13 protein-coding genes are annotated in these 20,214 nt (G+C 46.5%); 2 read left to right on the forward strand and 11 right to left on the reverse strand.

Annotated features, from left to right (window positions below):
• Positions 1–248: 248 nt before the first annotated feature.
• The 8 genes from MKY23_RS27860 to MKY23_RS27895 all read right to left on the reverse strand — a co-directional run bounded on the left by MKY23_RS27860 (position 249) and on the right by MKY23_RS27895 (position 11,023).
• Positions 249–971: an amino acid ABC transporter ATP-binding protein gene (locus tag MKY23_RS27860; RefSeq protein ID WP_090923440.1), complete on the reverse strand. Its 723-nt coding sequence runs from the start codon at positions 969–971 to the stop codon at positions 249–251.
• Positions 968–1,624 carry an amino acid ABC transporter permease gene (locus MKY23_RS27865; RefSeq protein WP_090923441.1) on the reverse strand — a complete coding sequence of 219 codons (657 nt, stop codon included), beginning with the start codon at positions 1,622–1,624 and terminating at the stop codon, positions 968–970. The genes MKY23_RS27860 and MKY23_RS27865 overlap by 4 nt, the downstream gene beginning before the upstream one ends.
• 18 nt (positions 1,625–1,642) lie before the next feature.
• Positions 1,643–2,440: a transporter substrate-binding domain-containing protein gene (locus tag MKY23_RS27870; protein WP_221787566.1), complete on the reverse strand. Its 798-nt coding sequence runs from the start codon at positions 2,438–2,440 to the stop codon at positions 1,643–1,645.
• A gap of 312 nt (positions 2,441–2,752) precedes the next feature.
• Positions 2,753–3,655, reverse strand: coding sequence for a response regulator (locus tag MKY23_RS27875; RefSeq protein WP_339834052.1), 903 nt, complete (start codon positions 3,653–3,655; stop codon positions 2,753–2,755).
• Positions 3,627–4,943 carry an ATP-binding protein gene (locus MKY23_RS27880; RefSeq protein WP_339834057.1) on the reverse strand — a complete coding sequence of 439 codons (1,317 nt, stop codon included), beginning with the start codon at positions 4,941–4,943 and terminating at the stop codon, positions 3,627–3,629. Before MKY23_RS27880 ends, MKY23_RS27875 begins: the two co-directional genes overlap by 29 nt.
• 199 nt (positions 4,944–5,142) lie before the next feature.
• Positions 5,143–6,470 (reverse strand): IS3 family transposase gene (locus tag MKY23_RS27885; RefSeq protein WP_260511209.1). Its coding sequence is split into 2 segments (ribosomal slippage): positions 5,143–6,101 and positions 6,101–6,470, totalling 1,329 coding nucleotides; the frame shifts between segments, so codons are not numbered across the junction.
• A gap of 228 nt (positions 6,471–6,698) precedes the next feature.
• On the reverse strand, positions 6,699–9,812 hold the full coding sequence (locus tag MKY23_RS27890) for an ATP-binding protein (protein ID WP_339834060.1): 3,114 nt from the start codon (positions 9,810–9,812) through the stop codon (positions 6,699–6,701).
• Between the two features lie 47 nt (positions 9,813–9,859).
• Positions 9,860–11,023, reverse strand: a complete 1,164-nt coding sequence (locus tag MKY23_RS27895) for a response regulator (RefSeq protein ID WP_154889825.1) — start codon at positions 11,021–11,023, stop codon at positions 9,860–9,862.
• Positions 11,024–11,190: 167 nt separating this feature from the next.
• Between MKY23_RS27895 and MKY23_RS27900 the strand changes: the two genes are divergently transcribed.
• A complete protein-coding gene (locus MKY23_RS27900) occupies positions 11,191–11,688 on the forward strand; it encodes a DinB family protein (protein ID WP_339834064.1) in 498 nt (165 codons plus the stop codon).
• 115 nt (positions 11,689–11,803) lie between these two features.
• On the opposite strand, the gene MKY23_RS27905 is transcribed toward MKY23_RS27900, so the two are convergent.
• From MKY23_RS27905 to MKY23_RS27915, 3 genes are all read right to left on the reverse strand, one after another.
• Positions 11,804–12,796 (reverse strand): SMI1/KNR4 family protein, encoded by a 993-nt coding sequence (locus MKY23_RS27905; protein ID WP_339839753.1) that lies wholly within the window; start codon positions 12,794–12,796, stop codon positions 11,804–11,806.
• A 186-nt stretch (positions 12,797–12,982) separates the two neighbouring features.
• On the reverse strand, positions 12,983–14,608 hold the full coding sequence (locus tag MKY23_RS27910; RefSeq protein WP_339834067.1) for a rhamnogalacturonan lyase B N-terminal domain-containing protein: 1,626 nt from the start codon (positions 14,606–14,608) through the stop codon (positions 12,983–12,985).
• A 433-nt stretch (positions 14,609–15,041) separates the two neighbouring features.
• The gene (locus MKY23_RS27915) at positions 15,042–17,654 is read right to left on the reverse strand and encodes an S-layer homology domain-containing protein (RefSeq protein WP_339834070.1); all 2,613 of its coding nucleotides are present in this window, start codon (positions 17,652–17,654) and stop codon (positions 15,042–15,044) included.
• Positions 17,655–17,860: 206 nt separating this feature from the next.
• Between MKY23_RS27915 and MKY23_RS27920 the strand changes: the two genes are divergently transcribed.
• Positions 17,861–20,200, forward strand: a complete 2,340-nt coding sequence (locus MKY23_RS27920) for an AraC family transcriptional regulator (RefSeq protein WP_339834073.1) — start codon at positions 17,861–17,863, stop codon at positions 20,198–20,200.
• The last annotated feature ends 14 nt before the right edge of the window (positions 20,201–20,214 follow it).

Below are 20,214 nucleotides of genomic sequence, written 5' to 3' on the forward strand. Positions count from 1 at the left end.
ATGCCCTCCCTGGTCGTGATATGTACTGACACAATTGATGAATCTATCAATATGTTTACACGGACACTCCAACTTATATATACCTTTTATAATTATTATGCACAACAGCAAAAATCCCCTGCAAGCAACCCTGTTCAAGTTCATCATATCAGATGTGCTCAAGTCCATGGTTTGTCCGTAAGGGATATGTTCATTTATTTTTGATTGTCGGAGGAAAAAGGTAGCCTTTCCGGCTTCTCTTCTGCGCGTTACAGCACCTTACCCAGGAATGCCTTGGTTCGTTCATGACGCGTATTCTGAAAAAGTTCCTCTGGCGTGCCTTCTTCGACAATATAACCGCCGTCCATGAAGATCACCCGATCCGCGACCTCACGGGCAAAGCCCATCTCATGTGTCACAACAATCATCGTGATTCCTTCATGCGCAAGGTTTTTCATGACTTGTAGCACTTCCCCGACCATCTCGGGATCAAGAGCCGAGGTAGGCTCATCAAACAACATCACACTCGGATTCATGGCGAGTGCGCGCGCAATGGCTACACGTTGTTGCTGTCCACCGGACAGCTGATCGGGATAGGCATCTTTTTTCTGAGACAGCCCTACCTTACCAAGCAGTTCCATTGCTTTTTTCTCATTTTCGGCTTTGCTCAGCTTCCGGATATGTTTGGGCGCCAGCATGATGTTCTCCAGAACGGTCAGATGTGGAAACAGATTGAACTGCTGGAATACCATGCCCACATTCGTGCGCAGCTCGTCGATATTGGTCTTCGGGGAGGTAACCTCCACCTCGCCAATCATGACCTTGCCTGACGTGACCTCCTCCAGTAGATTGAGGCAGCGCAAGAAAGTACTTTTGCCAGACCCCGAAGGACCAATGACACATACCACTTCCTGCTCCCGAATCGTTGTGGAGATATCCTTCAGCACCTCGTTCGCACCAAACTGCTTTCTTAAGTTCTCTACAATAATCATCGGATTGCATACCTCCTTTCAATGAATCGGGATGCCCGGGATAACAGCACAATAATGATCAGATAGAACACACCGACTGTACCCCAGATTTCAAATGCCCGGAAGTTCGCGGAAACGATAATCTCCCCGCTCTGTGTAAGCTCCGCAATCCCTATCGCTGATAATAATGAAGTATCCTTAATCGTAATAATAAACTGGTTTACAAAAGTAGGAATCATACGCCGGGTTGCCTGCGGCAGTACCACGAGCCACATGGTTTTGAAACGACTCAGGCCTAATGACCTTGCTGCCTCATGCTGCCCTTTGCCAATAGATTCAATCCCTGCCCGGAAAATCTCCGAGATGTATGCACCAGCATTTAAGCTAACCGCGATAATGCCTGCCGTCATGGCCGGAATGCGCATATCCAGAAACACCGGCAGACCGAAGTAAATGAAGTATACCTGCACGAGAAGCGGTGTGCCACGGATGATATCCACATAAAGCGAAGCCACCAGTCGCAACAACCGATTCAGGGAAGTGCTCATCAAGCCAGAGATCAGACCAATCACCATTGCAAAGATGAGCGAGATCACAACAATTTTTAACGTAACGACCGTTCCCTCTAACAGAAGAGGCAATGCGTCCAGTATGACTTGCCAGGAGGAATCCATCCGTACCACCGTTCCTTTCTACTTCGCTGCTGTTCCTAGGTATTTTTCAACGATCTTGTCGTATTCGCCGTTTGCCTGCAATTTTTTCAGTCCGTCATTGATCTTCTTCTGCAATTCAGCATCGCCTTTAGCTACAGCAATTCCGTAGAAGTCACCGTTCAAGCGGTCACCAACAATCTTAAGTTTAGAGTTAGGGTCCACAGCGATTTTATAAGAAACCACCGGGAAGTCTTCGAGTGTCGCATCCGCGTTTTTATTCGCTACTTCCTGATACATGGATGGGCTATCATCAAAATATTTCACGGTTGCGCCATAGGTCTTCGCATATTCATCAGCGAGATTCGCACCTGACGTTCCTTTTTTGATCGCAATTGTTTTACCTTTCAAATCCTGCGGACTCTTAATATCGTTGTTATCCTCATTCACGATTAAGGACAGTCCAGCTTGATAGTACGGTTCGGAAAAATCTACAACCTTTTTGCGCTCATCCGTAATACTGATGCCTGCAATTGCGCCATCCAACTGATTTGCTGTAATGGCTGGAATGATACCTTTGAAATCCATCGGCTTGATCTCTACCTCAAAGCCTTCTTCTGCCGCAATCGCATTCATCAGGTCAATGTCGATCCCAACGTATTTTCCATCCTTCTGAAACTCAAACGGAGGATATGTTGCATCCGTACCAAATGTATATTTGGTTACTGCCGATCCACTTGCAGACTGGGCACTGCTGTCTTCTCCTGATTTTGCTGTGCCGCAGGCACTAAGTGCCAGAGCAAGAACTGAAGCCATAACGATGGATGCTACCTTTTTCATGGAAAAACCCCTTTTCCTGATTAGATTGGAATCGACCGAATCGATCATTTGTATTTATGTACGTATTGTATTTCTACACCTACGAGAACTTACGCAATCCTACACATTTTATTAACAACATATGAAAAATAAATTAACACAATGTTGTTTTTGACTACTTTTTTGTACAAAAATCTAAATAATTATATGAAAAACCCTCGTTTTATGTAACTTTATATAACACATAAATAAAAAAAGACCCTTGGAAAGGGTCTCTAGAATTTTGACTTACACATGCCTGCGCTGTGATATGGATTTTATTCACTTACTATTCTAGCTATTTATTTTCTCTACTGTCTCCATGTAGAATACTTGCAGGAATTTCTTGATGTTTACCTTGCTCTTGTTGTCGCTCGCCTGCTCTTCTTCCATCGCCCTCATCTTCATACGCACGTCCTGAAAATCAAAATAAAGCGGCGCATAATGCTCAAATTTATGATTGCTGTAATCCGTAAGCCCAATGGAGGCGAGATTTGTCAGTGCCGTCAGAACCGTTCTGCGGATGCGCTGCTCCATAGCCTTGCACTCCTTCTCCACTTCCTTGGCCGTTAGCTTGTACTTCTGAGCCACAGCTTCATAGGATTCCTTCAGCGGCGGCAGCTCGGAGGCTTGCTTTTGCTCAATAGCGTACTCCATCAGAGCTACGATATCTTTGCTCCCACTCTCACCGATGATGCCCAGATCCATTAATATGCTTCGCGCCGAATCTCGCACCGTTCGGGTCTGAGCAGGAGCCAGGGCCGGAGCTTCTACCAGATTCAGGCGAGCCATGGACTGTTTGATCTCCTGTACGTAACGCTCATACTTCCATTGCTCATTCACTTTATTGAGCACATGCTCTACTTCCACCCGGTTGATCGGTTTGTGAATGAAGAACTCAATCCCCTTCTGGTAGGCCGCTCCCACCATCTCTTTGTTGACCACCTGTGAGATCATAATAAATTTGCCGTTATAGCCGCTCTGCTTCAGGTTAGCCACGGTTTCAATCCCGTCTTGATCTGGCATCAACAGGTCAATCAATACGACATCGGGTTTGAGATCCAGAATCATACGCTGTCCTTCCAGACCGCCCTCGGCCATGCCTGCAAGCTCCCCGGTTCCACAATTCTCGATGATATCCTGTAGCATGCTGCGGCTCACCACATCATCATCCACGATCAGGATCGAAAGTGTCATGGGCATCGGCCTCCTTCATTAGATTGACCCTGGGGATCATGACTGTGAACACGGTACCCCGCCCGAATGGAGCGGCTTCTACTTGAATCTGTCCTTCCAGCGACTGAACGATATCACGTACATGGGAGAGACCAATACCTGTGGCAGCAATGCCCACTTCATTAAACTTGGTCGTATAACCGGGTTCAAAAATAACCCCGCGCTTCGCGTCAGGTACACCTTTTCCCGAATCGGTCACCACAAAATGCACATCGGCATCCTGTTCAAACACCCGTACTTGGATCATGCCCTCCTGCTCAATTGCTTCAACCGCATTAGCCAGCAAGTTATTCATGACCGTAAGCAGTGGGATGTAGTATGGAGACTCCCCTTCATATTGTTGTTCAATCTCGATCTTCACCTGTTTGTGCAACATCTCACTGTATTTCCGATTGGCCCTGCCTGCAAAATGTACCACTTCCGACAGACTCATATTGACCGTCTTCTCGTTATCATAAAGCTTCAACAATCCGGCCAGAATCCGCTGCGAATCCTTTTTAACTTCATGAATCTGTTGAGCAATGCCCAGGGTTCGCTGGCTGTATTCGTTCATGTCCTGCTCACGCAGATCACGATATAGCTCATAACTGTTAGCCGTAATACCTTCAATAGTATTCATCGCTTTTTTCAGGTAAAAAACTTCGCCGTACAGTCCCGAATTCACACTTAACATCTGTTCGATCCGCTTTTCCTGTTCTGCATGCAGGAGCCTAATCTGTCTGACCGCAAAACTGTTATACAGCCCGATGACAAAGTAACTTCGCAAACCACCTACAATCAGCAGATAGAGCCATTCACGCATATAAAAAATATTCGTCCCGCCCAGCACACCTCGCACGAATAACTCCACCAGGTTGGAGGAAAAATCTATACCGGTGATGATACCACCAAGCAATAGCGGGGGAATTTCATGAAAACGGTGTTTGAGCTTGCTTAGCCCATAGGCAAAGACCACATAGTATAAACCTGCTCCAAGGTTATCTTGCATGCTCTCTAGTACGGAGATGGTGTGTATATGGTGAATCAAATCAGCCGATTGGAAAGCTATGCTCGCTAGCCCCGTCAGGATTCCTGTTTTTATATAAGATAAATGGGGCATAATCATCAGCAAAAACAAAAGAATGCTGACCCCGAGGCCGATCCGGAAATAATCTTCCCGAAAGGGATTAATTTTGAACTGTGCACCTACGGACGTAGCCAAGGCAACGGCAACCATCTGCACATTCTCGTTTTTGACCCAATTGCGCATCCCTTAATCCACCTACTATCGCAACGTTCACAAGCCCACACTGCTACGGCTCATGCTTCTGATGTTAAATATACTAACATACGAGAGAAACATTAGAAATATTTAAAATTTGGGGATTGTGTCATTCCACTGTTAAACAACATAAAAAGGCTGGAAGTTTGATAAAATGTACCCCTTGTAAAGGACAAATTAAAAAAGGTTAGGCAGCTTCAAGCTGTCGTCTGTATCTTGCAGGCGGCAGCTTGTTTAAGTTCCATTGGCCTCGATAATGATTGTAGTAGATCATGTAGCTCTTTACTTCTTGCTTAACCTCCTCCAGAGTCATGCATGTTTTAAAATTGGTTTCATCTTTAAAATGCCCAAAGAAGGATTCTTGTGGAGCGTTGTCCCAACAGTTTCCTCGCCGTGACATGGATTGATTGAACCCCATTTGTTTCACAAGCTTTTGGAACTTGGGGCTTGTATAGTGAAATCCTTGATCCGAATGAATCAAGGCATCCGAAGTCAGATGCCTATGCTTTTTGAGTTGTTTCAACGACTCCATTGCAATGTCCAATCCAAGGGAAGCGGAGACTTCATAGGCTAATATTTCATTCGTCTCGGCATCTTTAATCGTTGATAGATAGGCTCGTTTGCTTATCCCATAAGTTAAGTACGTAATGTCGGTTAAGAGAACCTTGCCTGCAATTCCTGGCTTAAAGGCTCGCTTTAACAGGTTGGGACAGGTTCGATGCTCTTGCGTCGCTTTAGCCATACGACGTGCTGGATTTGCTTTTCGAATGGGACAAACGATGTTGTACTTCTGCATGATCCGACGAATGCGCTTAAGATTGTATATGACGTTATACTCAAGTGCGAGCGTCATTTTAATTTGACGTGCGCCTTTGTTCCTCCTACGGTAATGGTAGGCTTTCAGGATGATCGCTTTCACCTTATGGTCGTCCTGTTCCTGCTTTTGACGATGTAGCCTGGCGCTTTCACTACAATAGCGGTAGTAGCCTGAGCGTGAAACACCAGCAATAGCACAAAGAACATGCACCTTGCCTTGGAAAGAGCAGGTATGCATCATCTGTTGAATCAGTTCGAATTTTTGTCGTGTACGGAGTTGGATTTTTTTCTTCTCATCTGCCTTTCGAGGTGATCGAGCTTTTTTAAGAATTCATTCTCCGCTTCAAGCCATTTCATTTTTGCTTCCAAACGGGCATATTTTTCTTCAAGACTTAATTCACGGTTTAGAGGACGGCCTGAAGCGTGTTTTCTACCATCCGTTAATCCAGCAGATCCTTGTTCCTGAAATGCCGTACGCCACCGATTGGAAGCCTTTTGAATCCGGGTTGCACCCAAAACGTCAATGGGGAAGCCAGCTTCCTGAAAGATTTCACTGGGAAGCGTACCTTGACTATGTTGTTGAATAAATCGTTCTTTGAATGCATCCGTGTATGTAATCGCTTTAGCACTAACATTTCTTACATAGGGATTTCTTCTCAACTGATCTTGCTCTTGCATTGTAAAGTGTTTTTTTGACATTTGCTTGACCACCGCTCGTTTTTTATTCATTGTACACAAAAAAGACCCTACAAGATGACCTTTTTTAAGTGTCCATCTTATAGGGTACATTTTATGACTTCAACAGCCTTTTTTATCCTTGTCTCCTACCTGCAGGTTTTCCGCTCAACGATTCTGGTCATACGTGAGTATTCCTTGGAGGTTAGGAGTTTAGCTATTCGATCCGAAACGAAACTCCGTAGCTACGGGTTATTCCGTTTCACTGTCAGGAATCTCGAAAGATACCGTGGTCCCCTCGCCCGGCTCACTTACAATGGTTAGTCCGCGGCCATAACGCTGGAGCAATCTACGGTTTGTGTTCGCGATCCCAATCCCGCCTTTACTGCTCCAGGAAGCTTCCTGTAATGCGGCGACTTGCTCAGGTTGCATGCCTTTGCCATTATCCTTGACCTCAATTCGGGTGTAACCCTCACACCGGTTAATGCTCAACCATATCGTTCCTCCGGCAGTACGGCTTAATAAACCATGTTTAACCGCATTCTCCACCAGAGGCTGAATGGATAGAGGAGGCAGACGCAGCGTGAGATTAGACTCCATGTCCAAGACAACAGACAGCCGGTCCTCAAATCGTGTTTTTTCGATAAACAGATACGCTTCGACGAGCTCCAACTCATGGGACAACCTCACTAATTCTCCAGTATTGAGGTAGTTAAAACTGATGCGAAGGTAAGATGAAAAAGCTTCTCCCAGCCTGCGCATATGATCCGTATCTATCTCGCTCAGCACCATCAGTGAATTCAGCGTATTAAACAAGAAATGAGGCTGAATCTGTGCCTGCAGATAGGCCGCTTCCATCCGCAGCCGCTCCTTGATAGACTTATTCAGCATCGTCAGTGCTCGTATCCGGTATTTAAGCTCCACGGCATCCACCGGTTTGGTAATATAATCATTGGCTCCAGACGCAAATCCGGTATAAATGTCTGGCGGCTGACTTCGAGCCGTGAGCAGCAGCACGGGAAGCTCTGACATGGAAAACTGCTCACGCACCTTCCGGGTCAGCTCATATCCCGACATGTAAGGCATCATTACATCCGTAATCAATAAATCCCACTGGCGTGTATTTAATAATTCCAGCGCTTCCTGCCCTGAACGAGCGGTTGTAATCAGACAAGGCTCATTAGAAAGAATACTGACCAGCACCTCAAGGTTAACCGGGTCATCATCAACAGCCAGAATGAATGACTTTCCTTCTGGCAAAAGAGGGGGCATTTCTTCTGCCGCTGCGGATTCGGCATGTTCTGAAGCAGTATGCTGTAACACAAAGCCGTTTAATGCTTCCTCCATCATCTTGGAGCTTTGCTCCCACACGGCAGGCAGTGGCTCAGCCAGCTGCGGTTGCGGATCTTCCTGCTCGGCTGGCTGAGCCAGCCGCAGATCAAAGCTGAAAATTGAGCCCGCCCCTGGCATGGAACTCACGGACAGTGATCCGCCATGCAGCTCAACAAGCTGTTTGCAGATATTTAATCCAAGCCCGATGCCCTGTCCGTCCCGTTCATCATAGGGACCCTGCTCATACGGAAGAAAAATTCGCGCTTGCGTTTCCTCGTCCATACCTGTACCTGTATCGGCAACATGAATTAGAGCATGGCTCTCAATAAGCTCGGCACTTACCGTAATCGTACCTCCCTCTGTATGTTTAAGGGCATTATGCAACAGGTTATACATAATCTGCACAAGTCGCTTCTCATCGGCCATGACCTGAGGGAAACCTTCTTTAATGTCCATTTGCAGCTGAACCGGCTTTCGTTCAACCATGTATCCCAGCATCGTCATGATGCCAGGCACAACAGATTGCACGGATACCGGAGAACACTGCAGTGTAATACGGTGCTCTTTAAGTCGTACAACATCCAGCAGGTCGCCAAGCAGATGAGACATTCGGCGCCCGATCGTAATAAGCAGCTCCATATCCTCTACACTGCGCGCTTCAAGCTTGCTTTTTTCCCGAATAACGACATTATGAGCAATGTTAATGATTCCGTGCAGCGGTGTTCGCAGCTCATGCGATGTGTTCGCGAGGAACTGGTCTTTGATCTTGTCACCTTTTTGCAGCTCCTTATTCAGCTCTATAATTTCGTGGGCATTTCTAAAATACTTTTTGAACCAATAGGCCGAAAATCCCGTAATCGCAAAAACGATATCCAGCGGATAATAAACGGTCATGTCGCCCCCGAACCTCCCCGCTGCACTCCATAACAGGTTCGATATAATACCTCCAGCAGTTAGAAGCAGGAAGACCGTATCCCGATCCAGTGATACTCTAAAGATCATCGTTGCTACAATTGAAAAGAACCAGAACGCTGAGATCATAGTGAACAGGTTAATCACATAGTAATGACTCATCGCATAAACAACGCTGATAGGCACGACCAGAATGACAGCAATATAAGCTAAAGTGACAGCTGCATAAATTTGAAGCCATTTTTTTCGGATATGAACGAGAGCCAGTCTCTGGAATAACAGCAGGATACAAGAATTTTGCAACATTACACAGATGACCCGCAGCTTGACTCCCCATGTATAGTTTATCGGTAGCCACAGCATCAAGAGGTTATCATGACCAGCCATAATAATGAAACCAACCGAAGATGTAAGAATAGCTGAAACCAGCAAGGCCCGCTCTTGCGGATTGAAAGCATACAAAATACAGGCGTACATTCCATGCAGCATCAGCACAAGAAAGATCGCCAGTTGAAAACCAATGGAACACCAGCGCGCATATTCTACAGCAGCTTCCGAGCCGAAACGGACAGGTTTGCTAATCCCACCCTTATAAGGGCTGTCATAATTGGCTACACGAACAAGCAGTTCAATGGATGTCGTACCTTCCTGATCATAGGTGGCTGTAAAAGCCGTGCCCCTGGGTACATAGCTCACTTCATTGTCCGTCACTCGTCCCATACGATAAGCGTTCTCTCCGTTAATCTCGACATCGGATGCACTGCGGATATCTTTGAACCAGAAGGTCACGGATGTCTGAAGTGGATCAGTCAAAATACGCAATCGATATGTCGCATATCCAAGTGAATTTCCCCCATCCGGTTTAAGCTCTTCCCTCCAGTCCCCTGGAACCCGAACAAGCTTTCCTTTGGCATTCTCCCCTTTGTTCATAAGCTGCTGACCCGTTAATAGTTCATGCGAGTACAGCTCCCACTCTCCGTTCAGATACATCACAGGAGACTGTTCCAGATCGCCCCCTCGCAAGTCAATGACGCCATTCACGGCGCGATGTTCATCCGTAATCGGAAATAACTGAAACCACACCCAACGCGTACCTAGCAATACAGCAAAAATAACCAACATTATCCATATGTAGTGATAACGCTTTACCCATCCTTTATCCTGTGCCTTCATCCCATCGTTTGCCCCGGCTCAGTTAAGCCCAGCTTCCAGTCACGATACCAATGACGAATCTCTTCACTAATTGGAATGCCCAAGTCCTGCTCCATTCTGCTCATTAAGAGCCGGTATTGCTCTTCTACACCAAGGTCATGATTTATCTCATCATATAGTTTCATGAGCATGAAGTAGCTTTCTTCTTCGTCAGGTAACATCTGCTGAATCTGCTGCATGTTCTCGACTACACGTTCGTTCTCATCCTGCTTGAGATAATAGAGATTGAGTTGTCTCATATGGTACAACCACAGGTAACGTAATCTCTCCCGCTCAGGTTCAGCCCAAATAAAGTCGTATTGTCCAAAATAGGTGCCCTTGTACCGATATAATGCCTGTTCATAAGCTTGAACCGTTCCGGGCTGCACTTCCCTCCATGCTTTCATCTCCTGCTCCCACTGCTCACTGTCCAGCTGAGCATCCCCCACTTCAAGCTTGTAGCCCGCTTCCAGATGCGCACTTTGAATTGTAATCATATCCATACCACAAGCCTTCAATGTCTGACGAACATGATACATCGTAGTATAGAGTTGATGCGCTGTCTTCTCTTCTTCCATTCCCGGCCACATCAGGTCCAGCAGCACACTGCGATAAATAACCCGGTTCCGATGATGTAGAAGGTAGGCAAACAACTCCTGAGCTTTGCTGGTACGCCACTTGGCGATCTGCGGCTCTTTGCCTGGCAGTTTAAAGCTTATTTGATTGAAGCAGCAGATCAAGGGAACTTCTGTATCCATCACTCGCTGTTCACATCTGACGGCAAGCTTCTCCCGCACACGTTGCAACGTCCGCTTGAGACGTTCCGTCTGCACGGGCTTCATCACATAATCCAATGCCTGAAGTTCAAAGGCATGAACTGCATATTGATCATAGCTGGTGACAAAAATAATCTCAGTACCGGGCACCGCGACCTGAATTCGCCGCCCCAAGTCCATTCCATCTATTTCTGGCATATGGATATCCAGAAATACCACATCCGGCCGATGCAGCACAACACCTGCCATCACCTCAGCCGGATTCATATAGCTGGCAGCAATCTGAATGCCGCTTACTTCTTTCTCTAATAACTTTTGCAGTCCGATCAACGCAAGACGTTCATCATCAACCAGAATGACCTTCACAGGAGCTTCCTCCTCGACCCAGAGGTCTTAATTTTTATTTATACTATTATATCATACGTGTTTTCCAAATCAGGTCCCTGTTTCCACTTTTTAATTTTCTGCAATTTAATTGTATAATGGACATAATGACAGGCCAGAGCCTGTTCTTATAGAGAGGAAGATCACACATGTCAGATGTAAATCAGAGTTTTGGACAAGCCCTTGTTAAATCCCTCGTAGGGGAGCGCGGACATATTCGCATAACCAAAGCACTGCCCGATATTGATGTGGAGCTGGCGGGACGTACGCATGAGGCTATGCCCTATACCATTTATCAATTGGTTAAACATATGCACTACTGGCAGAATTTCATGCTGGAGCATGTTGAGGGGCGCAAGCCGCAGATGCCAGCCAACGTAAGCGAGAGCTGGCCGGTAGAGACAGGCCCACAGGATGAAGCAACTTGGCAAGAGGATATTCAGGCATTCCTGGGCGGAATTGATCAAGCCGTATCCATCGCAGAAACCGCACAACTGAATGATCCGCTTCTCTTTTTCCCAGACGAAACCAAAGGTGGATTACTGCGCAATATCGCCTCACATAACTCTTATCATCTCGGCGAGATTGTGCTGCTTCGCCGTTTCTATGGCGCATGGCCGCCTCCAGGCGGCGGATTCCCGGCGTAGTAGTTTAAAAGTGCAGCGCAGATTTATGTGGAGCTATTCTTCATTACAAAAGAGAAGCCGCAAGGGTCAAGCCCTTGCGGCTTCTCTTCTATATAACATTATTGCATAAAAGGCATTAAACCTCCGGTCGCATTAAGCCTTGAATAAACGTCTCAAAGTTCGGTGCGAGGGGAATGATTTTACGCTGTTCTTTATCAACGTACACGACCTCCGGCTCACCATCATTGCCGAAAGAACGGTAGTCCAGCATGACAACTCCTGCTTCAGAAGGTGATTTGGCAATGACCACCCCAATCTCGGGATAACCATCACGTTCAATCACAGCCCAGCTTCCTTCTTCACCACACAGCGAATGGCGTTTCTCACGGCCAATACCTAATATCCCCTCAATCTCGACATGTCCGGTTTCTCCAGACTCTTCGTTTGTCACGGGGAAAAAGCGGTTATACGGAATGCCACCGTTATGTTCCTTCATCATCTCAATGTAAGAGGCAGGCAAGCGGAATACAAGTTGTTCTTCCACCGATTCAATCAAGCCATCGCTTGGCAGATCAGACACATACTGCTCCAGAGCCAATTCACTGTCATTCCAGAATTCACCGGATACGGGTACTGGATCATCATGGACTAAAGGTATAGAAGAGATCACCACCGGTTGCTCTTTGGCTGTTATTTTTTCCAACTCACCGTCTTCGTCATCTTCACCCGTTACGCCCTCGCCCTCGCCCTCGTCCGCGTCCTCATCCTCTTCTTCCTCATCGTCCCGGTTTCGAATCCATTCCAGAAACTCCAGCGTATCTTCATCCCCCGGTTCCAGTTCGTCGGATCGTTCAAAAGCTTGCTCTGCCTTGTCGTATTGTTCCAGATAGTAATAAGCCAGTCCAATCCGGTATTGCCAGAGCGGGTCATCTGCTCCCTCTTCGGCCACGGTCAGGAATTGCTCCACAGCTTCTTCATATCGTTCCAGATTGTTTAGGGCCCGGCCCAAGTGATTCACCAGCTCGTAGTCTCTCTCTTCTGCAGGAATCTCCTGCACTGCTTCTACAATTTTCTCGTACTCATCTTGCTCATGCCAAGTTTCCAGTTGCTCCAATAACTCTTCGTTCATCATCGTGCCTCCGTTCCTTCTTCTCATCATTATGTATTGAAAATTATACCACTATACGGAACCGCTTCTCCAGCGAAGAGGGAAACGGTCTACATCGCAATGGCATTTAACATTGAAAAGCCTAAAAAAGTAGCCCGACCCCATGTTATCCATTCAGTCAGGCTACTCAAGCTATTGCTTCCTTCGTTAATTCAGCAGTTCCACACAATCGTAAACCCAACCAGCACTTAACCAGTTACCTAGGTCGCTGGAGCCGCTGATCGGTGTAATGGTGATTGTATTGGCACCGTTAACAAAGTGTGATGCGGGAATATTCCAGCTAAAGGTGGTATTGTTGCCCCGGTACGTGCCGATGGTGAAACTACGAGAGTTCGGCTGAGCAGAAGGCGCTGGATTACTTAATGTGCGTCCATTAATAGTTACACTTGGTCGGCCATTATTGTAAGCAGCTGTGATACCGATATTCAGCACATGTGAGGAGGATGCCTGCGCTGCATTTAAGTTAAAATTCACCGTTGTAGGCGAGTTCTGACCCCGGAATTGAATAGCCGGAAAACGATTCGTTGCACTGCCCGGAGTATACGTTACCGGCCCCCAGCTTGGGTTGCGACTGTCCGAAGGATGACGAATCGGAATCGTCTGTCCGTTCAGGAATTCCCGCGGTGTCCCGTCCCAGTTCCCAATCCGCCAGATGCTGGAGGCTTTGCTCGGATCATTGTTGATGGTGCGGGTGTTCACCGTTGTCGTTTGTCCCGCATTCACGTTCACATTTTCCGTGTATACGGCAAGCTCACCTTTATACACCGTCATGGCATATGTTCCCGGAATCATGCCGTACTTGGTTGCAGACCCACTCGATGATGCATTTGCCCAATACTGAGCGTTGCTGTTCGCAAATCCAATTGTATAAGCATAACCTGCATCCATGCCAGAAAGTCCATTCAACACCACATTCCCTCGGCTGGTCACCCATCCTTGCAGATTTAATCCTGACATCCAGCTAAAATCAGGTGCCGCAGGAGTGCCACCAGTTGTAAAAATAAGGGCATACGGCCCATGCAGACCAAGACGCCAGTTCTCCGTCTGGGCATGTCCCGAGTTCATATAATTATAGACTTCCGTCTCAGAACCGCTCTGGAACTGAATATCACGGAAGAAAGGCCCGCCTGAGCTTTTCTCTCGGTTGCCGTAAGCCATGAATACACCAACTCCGTTGCCCGTTACCCCTCGAACAGACAGGTCTTTCGCCTGATCATTACCATAATATTTAGAAGCTGACTGTCCATTCGCGAATCCGAATACATCCTGACTTTCAATCGCCCCCGTATTACCCCGGTTGTTCGAGTTCACCGGCACACCGGACAGTACACTCCCATTGCCGCGGAAAATATAACGAAGCTCTCCAATAGACGGCTGTGCCGTAATATGGGTAGCCATATAGATAATATTCTCACCACCGCGCGAAGCATAATAATGAGTCAGCGTGTTGGTTGAAACGGTGATCAACACCGTTGAACCCGAGGGTGATTTATTCCACGTTACATTAGCGGAAGACCCCAAACCTGAACCAATGTGTGAGCCTCTATTGCTATTCAGCTCCGTTCCGTTCATCTTGGCCGAGATGATATCTCCATTTGTTTTGTTGACCACATACACAAGCCCGGACCCGGTATTCACCTCAATTCGGGAACCATTGTCTGTCACCTGGATGGTGGCTGCATGGCTCTTTGAAGCAGGAAAAGCAAAAACGGAAGCAACCATGGCGATGAACAGTAGCATACTCATTCCCTTTTTAATGAAACGTTGAGTCACGTCAATATCCCTCCTGTTTATCATCACATTATGAAGCGCTTACATTTTGATGTATGCTCAACCTCTACGGTGGATTGTGATGTGCCACATCGTTTGATGTGTACCTCATAGTTGCAATACTTCCGTATTAACCTCCTTTCCCAAAACACCTTTTGATACGATTTTCTTACAGTTACATTACCATAATACCATTATATTACATATCCATACAATGATAAGCTTCCCGTCCCTATGAATACTTCTTTTTCTTATTGGTATCCATTACAAGTTCGTATTGAGCAAAAATCCGTCTAATCCATATTTTACTACAAACTCGGATGACATAGATGTCTACAGCATCATTCACAACAAAAAAACCGAAACGGCTCGCATATGCGAACCGCCCCGGCAATCTTGATCGATCATAGTAGGATGAGATGGGATGAGATTTGAATTACAGACCTGCAATCAGTGATTTGATTGTGCTGTCGCTTTCCAGCGCACGGATGATGATCGTTACCGCTTCAGCGCGAGTTGATTTGCCGTTTGGCGCAAACTCGGAAGCTGCCAATCCATTAACCAGCTTCGCGGATGAAGCAAGTTCAATCGCTTCAGCAGCCCAGTTTCCGGCTTTTACATCACTGAATTTAGTCGGAGCATCCGTAGCCAGCGCATTCAGATCGAGAACACGGGCAATGATAGCAATCATCTCGGCACGAGTGATCGTTGCATTCGGCTTGAAGGAGCCATCTGTGTATCCACCGATTACACCCTTATCTGCGAGAGCCCCGATATATCCAGCAGCCCAGTTAGAACCTGCATCTTTGAAGCTATTTGCTGCTTTATTCTCACTAAGTCCAAAAGCACGTGCAATCATTGCTGTAAATTCAGCTCGTGTTACAGGAGCATTCGGCTTAAACGATCCGTTCTCATAACCGTTAACGACACGCAGTTTCAGGGCAATGTTAATATTTTCGTTAGCCCAGTGACTCGCGATATCACGAACGACGAATTGTTGATTCTGGGTTGCCGCAATAGCATCGCTTACTGTTTTCAGCAAACTATCCGGGTTAACAACTCCAGACTTGAACGGACTTGTCGTTGTACCTGGATTAGGCTGTGTTCCCGTCGATGGCGTCGTTGTGCCTGGTACAGGTTGTGTTCCTGTCGATGGTGTCGTTGTACCTGGGCTAGGCTGTGTGCCTGTTGAAGGTGCAGTCGAAGAACCGCCGCCACCATTTCCTGGTGTAGTTCCTGTGTTGGTTGTATCTGTGATCACTAAAGCAATACGATTGTTTTCATATACAACTTGTGTGCTGTATTTTGACGGTAGTCCTTGGACGTTAACGGAGGTGAATTGACCCGTTCTTTGGTTTGTACCATGAGTAACTAGTGTGAACGTACCTGCACCCGGTACATAACCGTTACCAAAATTCACATCCAGCTCCCCAGCTGCTTGAATCGTACCTTTCACATCAAGTACATCTGAAGCTGTCGCTACATTCAGTTCCAACACCCCTGTTGATCCTTGAGTGAAGTTCCCTTCAATGTTCCATTTTCCGTATACACTTTCGGTCACTGTACCGCTGTTGTTTGTAACGTTACCTGTACCAAATGCCGAAGGCGTGTCGCCTTCCAATGTACCTCCGTTGATCTCTGTACCACCGGAATACGTGTTGTTACCTCTTAATTTCAGGGTACCGCTGCCTTCTTTCGTCAATTTACCTGTACCGGAAATATCGTTTCTCCACACATCCTGTGCATTGAATCCGCCTTTAGCCGCATCCATTGTTACTTTCACGTCATGATTGAACGCGCCGTATCCATCTGCCGCAGCAAACAAGTTAAGACGTCCCCAGCCTTCTGGATCATCCAATACCGGATAACCGGAAGCAATAGCTGTTGTCGCCAGTACTGCACGACGTTGCTGGTCGGACAAGTAAGGTTGTCTAGTTTCAAGCAACACTTCTGCACCTTTAGGTACAGCAACAGGTTCGTTCGTTGAATCGATCTGCGGGAATCCATATGTTAAACGTTGAGTGTATTCTTCTTTATTCTTCTGATAATCTGTGAACCGATCTTCTGCTGTTCCATTTTGTTTCAACAGGATATCATGTGCCTGCTTGTACGCATCTTGTTTCAACTGTTGATTGTCTGGATCATTCAAAGCCGAAGCTGCGAATGCCGTCGCCAGTACACGACCTCCCATAACATCAAGCGGTGAGTGCATGCCGGCTACAATCCGGTCATCTCCCATTTCAGATGCACGTGTCATTAATTCCTGAAAGCGCTCAGGAACAGAATATGCCAGTGCGATTGCTGCAAGGTAGGAGGCATTGGTGTGACCACTCGGGAATCCGCCATCTTTAGCTGGAGTGTCACTTTGTACTTTAACCAATGTAGGCACGATCACAGACTCATCTTTCCAACGGAAAGGTCGCTTATATTGGTAAAACATCTTTGCTTGTTGTGTTGAGGCATAGTTCCCCCGCACTTTACCAATCAAATCTACCATACTACCAAGCTCAGAGTCGGAGTCTCCTCCTTTGTTGGAATCATTCGTATCTGTAAACTTCTTCGCTAATGCCTCTTGTGGAATATACGTGATAGAAGTTACCGTTCCTGACATCTCACGATACACATCCGTTAAAGCACCCAGCCCTTCTACTGCTCCATACGTCTGGTTTCTTCGATCTGTATAATAAGCATCTTCTTCATCTTTTGCGGTGCGGGTTTCAGCACGATGTACAACATAATCAATATTGTGGTCCAATACCAATTTGTTTTGCTCTATGCCATTGTCCCAAGACGTTCCCGGTGTCCATAGTTTAAGAAACTCCGAGAGAGTACCTATGGCTGGGTTGCCATTAATCGTCATGCCTGCACCCGTGTTATTTTTGTACGTGTCTACAAAATATCCCCACTCTGGTTGAGGTGGCAATGGAATGGTTGTCTCATCTGATGCAGCGAGCACGTTGCTTGCGGCAAAGGTATTGGATAAAAGAACGACTCCCATCGCTGCGGCGAACAATCTCTTCTTGTTGCGTTTGATCACTTTCGTTTTCAAATTTGTCGACTCCCATCGTTTAATAGTTGGTCTCGGTACGGTCTCAATGTAGCATTGGGGCCGCAAAACCAGCAATAAAACAATTTCGTCATTGTATCAATTTCGACGCAATATCATAAATCCTCAACATTTTACATCAAGTTAATATAAATCGTGAACCTTACTGAATTCGGGTAGTGTATAATTTGGGCCGGGAGGAATGTTTGATGAAAAAGTGGAGCTCTGCATGGGCGGGACTAGCCCTTTCTTATGGTTCAATTGTCATCGTTATTGTGCTGCTGATCTGCTCATTTTTCTATATCTATTTCTCACGCAGTTACAATGAAGAATTAAGAAATAAGAATCAGCTGATTCTTGAAAATACAGCACGTACTATTGAAGGAACCGTACTCAAGCGGGTGCAACAGATGTATGTTGACCTCTCTCTTAATAAATCAGCCAATATTCGTCTCTTTACCGATCAGGAGGATCGAAATGAATTAAATCAGGTGGTAGACCTGCAAGAACTGCTCAAAGCCAAGGTTGCCGCCAATACCGATATTGTTCAAGGCATTCATCTCTATTATCCTGCACGTAATATTATGCTCTCCTCGCTCTATGGACTGCGCTATAATGCGGATCAGAGCGAAGGGTCTGTGTATTATGCGGACTGGCTTCAGGAGATGCGCACCAGTAAACATAACAGCCTGTGGACGCCAGTACGTCATATTCCAAAGGACATTTTCTCCAGTCAGACAAGCGAGAATACCAATGGTTTGTTTACGTATGCGCACAGCTATCCTTTTCGCTCAACAGGAGAAACCAGTGATGTCATTATCGCCATAGATGTCAAAGAAGAGGCCGTGAATGCAATCATTGAGAATATGATGCCTTCCCAGTATCAACATACCGTGATCGTCAACGCTGCCGGGAATGCAGTGAGTCGATTGCAAGAACAAAGTGCCGGACAGTCTGATATGTACACCGCAAGTCTGAAGAAGACGCTTGAGCTAGGCCACGCCAAAGGTAGCTTCGACGAGAAGATTGGCGATGCACCATATGTGGTTTCCTATCAAACGTTACCATCGACTCAGTGGATGATCTACAGTGCTACACCATCCAGCTACTACTATGAACAGTCCATCATGATCCAGAAACTTATTCTTGGGATCTGTCTCATTGCGCTGTTGATCGGGCTGATTTTATCCGCTGTGCTTGTACACGCGAATTATAGTCCGATCAAACGACTGGTGAGCCGCATTAAGGATCTTTCTGGGACTACATCTCATCAGGTTACCAATGAATTTCGCCTGATCGATAATGCCTTTCTTCATCTCAAAGAACAGGTGAATCATCTCGAAGAGACTGTACATGCGAACAGTGCGGCTGTAAGGCACAAAGCTGTGCTTAACCTTTTGCAAGGTAATCCGGAACACAGGCCATGGAAAGAGGAACGTGCTGCTCTCGGTATCGCAAGACAATACAAGGAATACTGCTGCATGCTGATGAATACCGGTTCAGCGATTGCTGAAAGTGGCTCATCGAAACAGCCTGAGACCATTGCCAAACTGATGCATGGGCTGGAATGTTTGTCCTTGCAAGATAGCCGTCTCATTGCAGAAGAACTGCCAGATAAGCGATTTGCCGTCATTCTATGTACGGATGTGGCTTCAGAAGCGTTATTGGACAAGTTCGCCGAGCTGCTGCTCGCAGAGACACGTCAGCAGTTACAACCAGACATTCAACTGTCTACGGGCTGTTGGGTCCAGGATCTACGTGATATTCATCAGAGCTTCAACGAAGCACAAGTCTTAATGAAATATGCTTATCTTTTGCCAGAGCTGCACATTCTGAAAGATCACTCCCTGCTTCAGCGTGAGCACAGCCTGGATGAAATTCCGCAGACTTTGCTTGCCAAGTTCAGAGACAAACTTCAGAGCAGGCAACTTGATGAGGCTGTAGGCACCATCGAACAAGTGGTTGAACTTATGCGGGAAGGGGAATTCCCCGCGGATTATTGCCATTTTATCCTGTCAAATATGGTATTTATCTACTCAGATGCAGCCAAAAACGTTCGTTATAAGCACCCGTTGCAGTTCGGACACCCTGATCTGTATCACGAATATACAAATCTGCATGATATATTGGCATACCGCAACTGGCTGACAGCATCAATCACTACATTTATAGAAGAAACCGAGAATCGTAACAGTGATCGAGCCGTCTCCACCATCGAACTGGCCAAGCAATATATTGAAGCCAACCTTTCGGAAGACCTCTCACTTGAGGCTGTTGGAAGCAAAGTATTCCTTAGTCCCAAGTATCTGAGCAAGCTCTTTAAGGAAGAAATGGGTGTCACCTACACCGACTATGTAACATCAAGGCGGATGGAGCAGGCCAAGCTGTTGATTGAAAACAACAACATGACCATTGACCGGGTTGCAAGCTCGGTTGGTTACGGCACAACCGCCTATTTCATTAAACGTTTCAAAGAAATGTACGGCTGTACACCGGGCAACTATGTACGCAATCTCTCTTCGGCAGCAATATCCGAAGCCGGATCATAAGGATGAGGAGGATG

It is taken from the genome of Paenibacillus sp. FSL R7-0272, assembly GCF_037969905.1.
Classification (GTDB): Bacteria; Bacillota; Bacilli; order Paenibacillales; family Paenibacillaceae; genus Paenibacillus; species Paenibacillus polysaccharolyticus.

What these genes read in the sequence shown, in the direction of transcription:
- MKY23_RS27860 (WP_090923440.1), bottom strand. Translation starts at nt 971, where the DNA reads ATGATTATTGTAGAGAACTTAAGAAAGCAGTTTGGTGCGAACGAGGTG.
- MKY23_RS27865 (WP_090923441.1), bottom strand. Translation starts at nt 1,624, where the DNA reads ATGGATTCCTCCTGGCAAGTCATACTGGACGCATTGCCTCTTCTGTTA.
- MKY23_RS27870 (WP_221787566.1), bottom strand. Translation starts at nt 2,440, where the DNA reads ATGAAAAAGGTAGCATCCATCGTTATGGCTTCAGTTCTTGCTCTGGCA.
- MKY23_RS27875 (WP_339834052.1), bottom strand. Translation starts at nt 3,655, where the DNA reads ATGACACTTTCGATCCTGATCGTGGATGATGATGTGGTGAGCCGCAGC.
- MKY23_RS27880 (WP_339834057.1), bottom strand. Translation starts at nt 4,943, where the DNA reads ATGCGCAATTGGGTCAAAAACGAGAATGTGCAGATGGTTGCCGTTGCC.
- MKY23_RS27890 (WP_339834060.1), bottom strand. Translation starts at nt 9,812, where the DNA reads ATGTTGGTTATTTTTGCTGTATTGCTAGGTACGCGTTGGGTGTGGTTT.
- MKY23_RS27900 (WP_339834064.1), top strand. Translation starts at nt 11,191, where the DNA reads ATGTCAGATGTAAATCAGAGTTTTGGACAAGCCCTTGTTAAATCCCTC.
- MKY23_RS27905 (WP_339839753.1), bottom strand. Translation starts at nt 12,796, where the DNA reads ATGAACGAAGAGTTATTGGAGCAACTGGAAACTTGGCATGAGCAAGAT.
- MKY23_RS27920 (WP_339834073.1), top strand. Translation starts at nt 17,861, where the DNA reads ATGAAAAAGTGGAGCTCTGCATGGGCGGGACTAGCCCTTTCTTATGGT.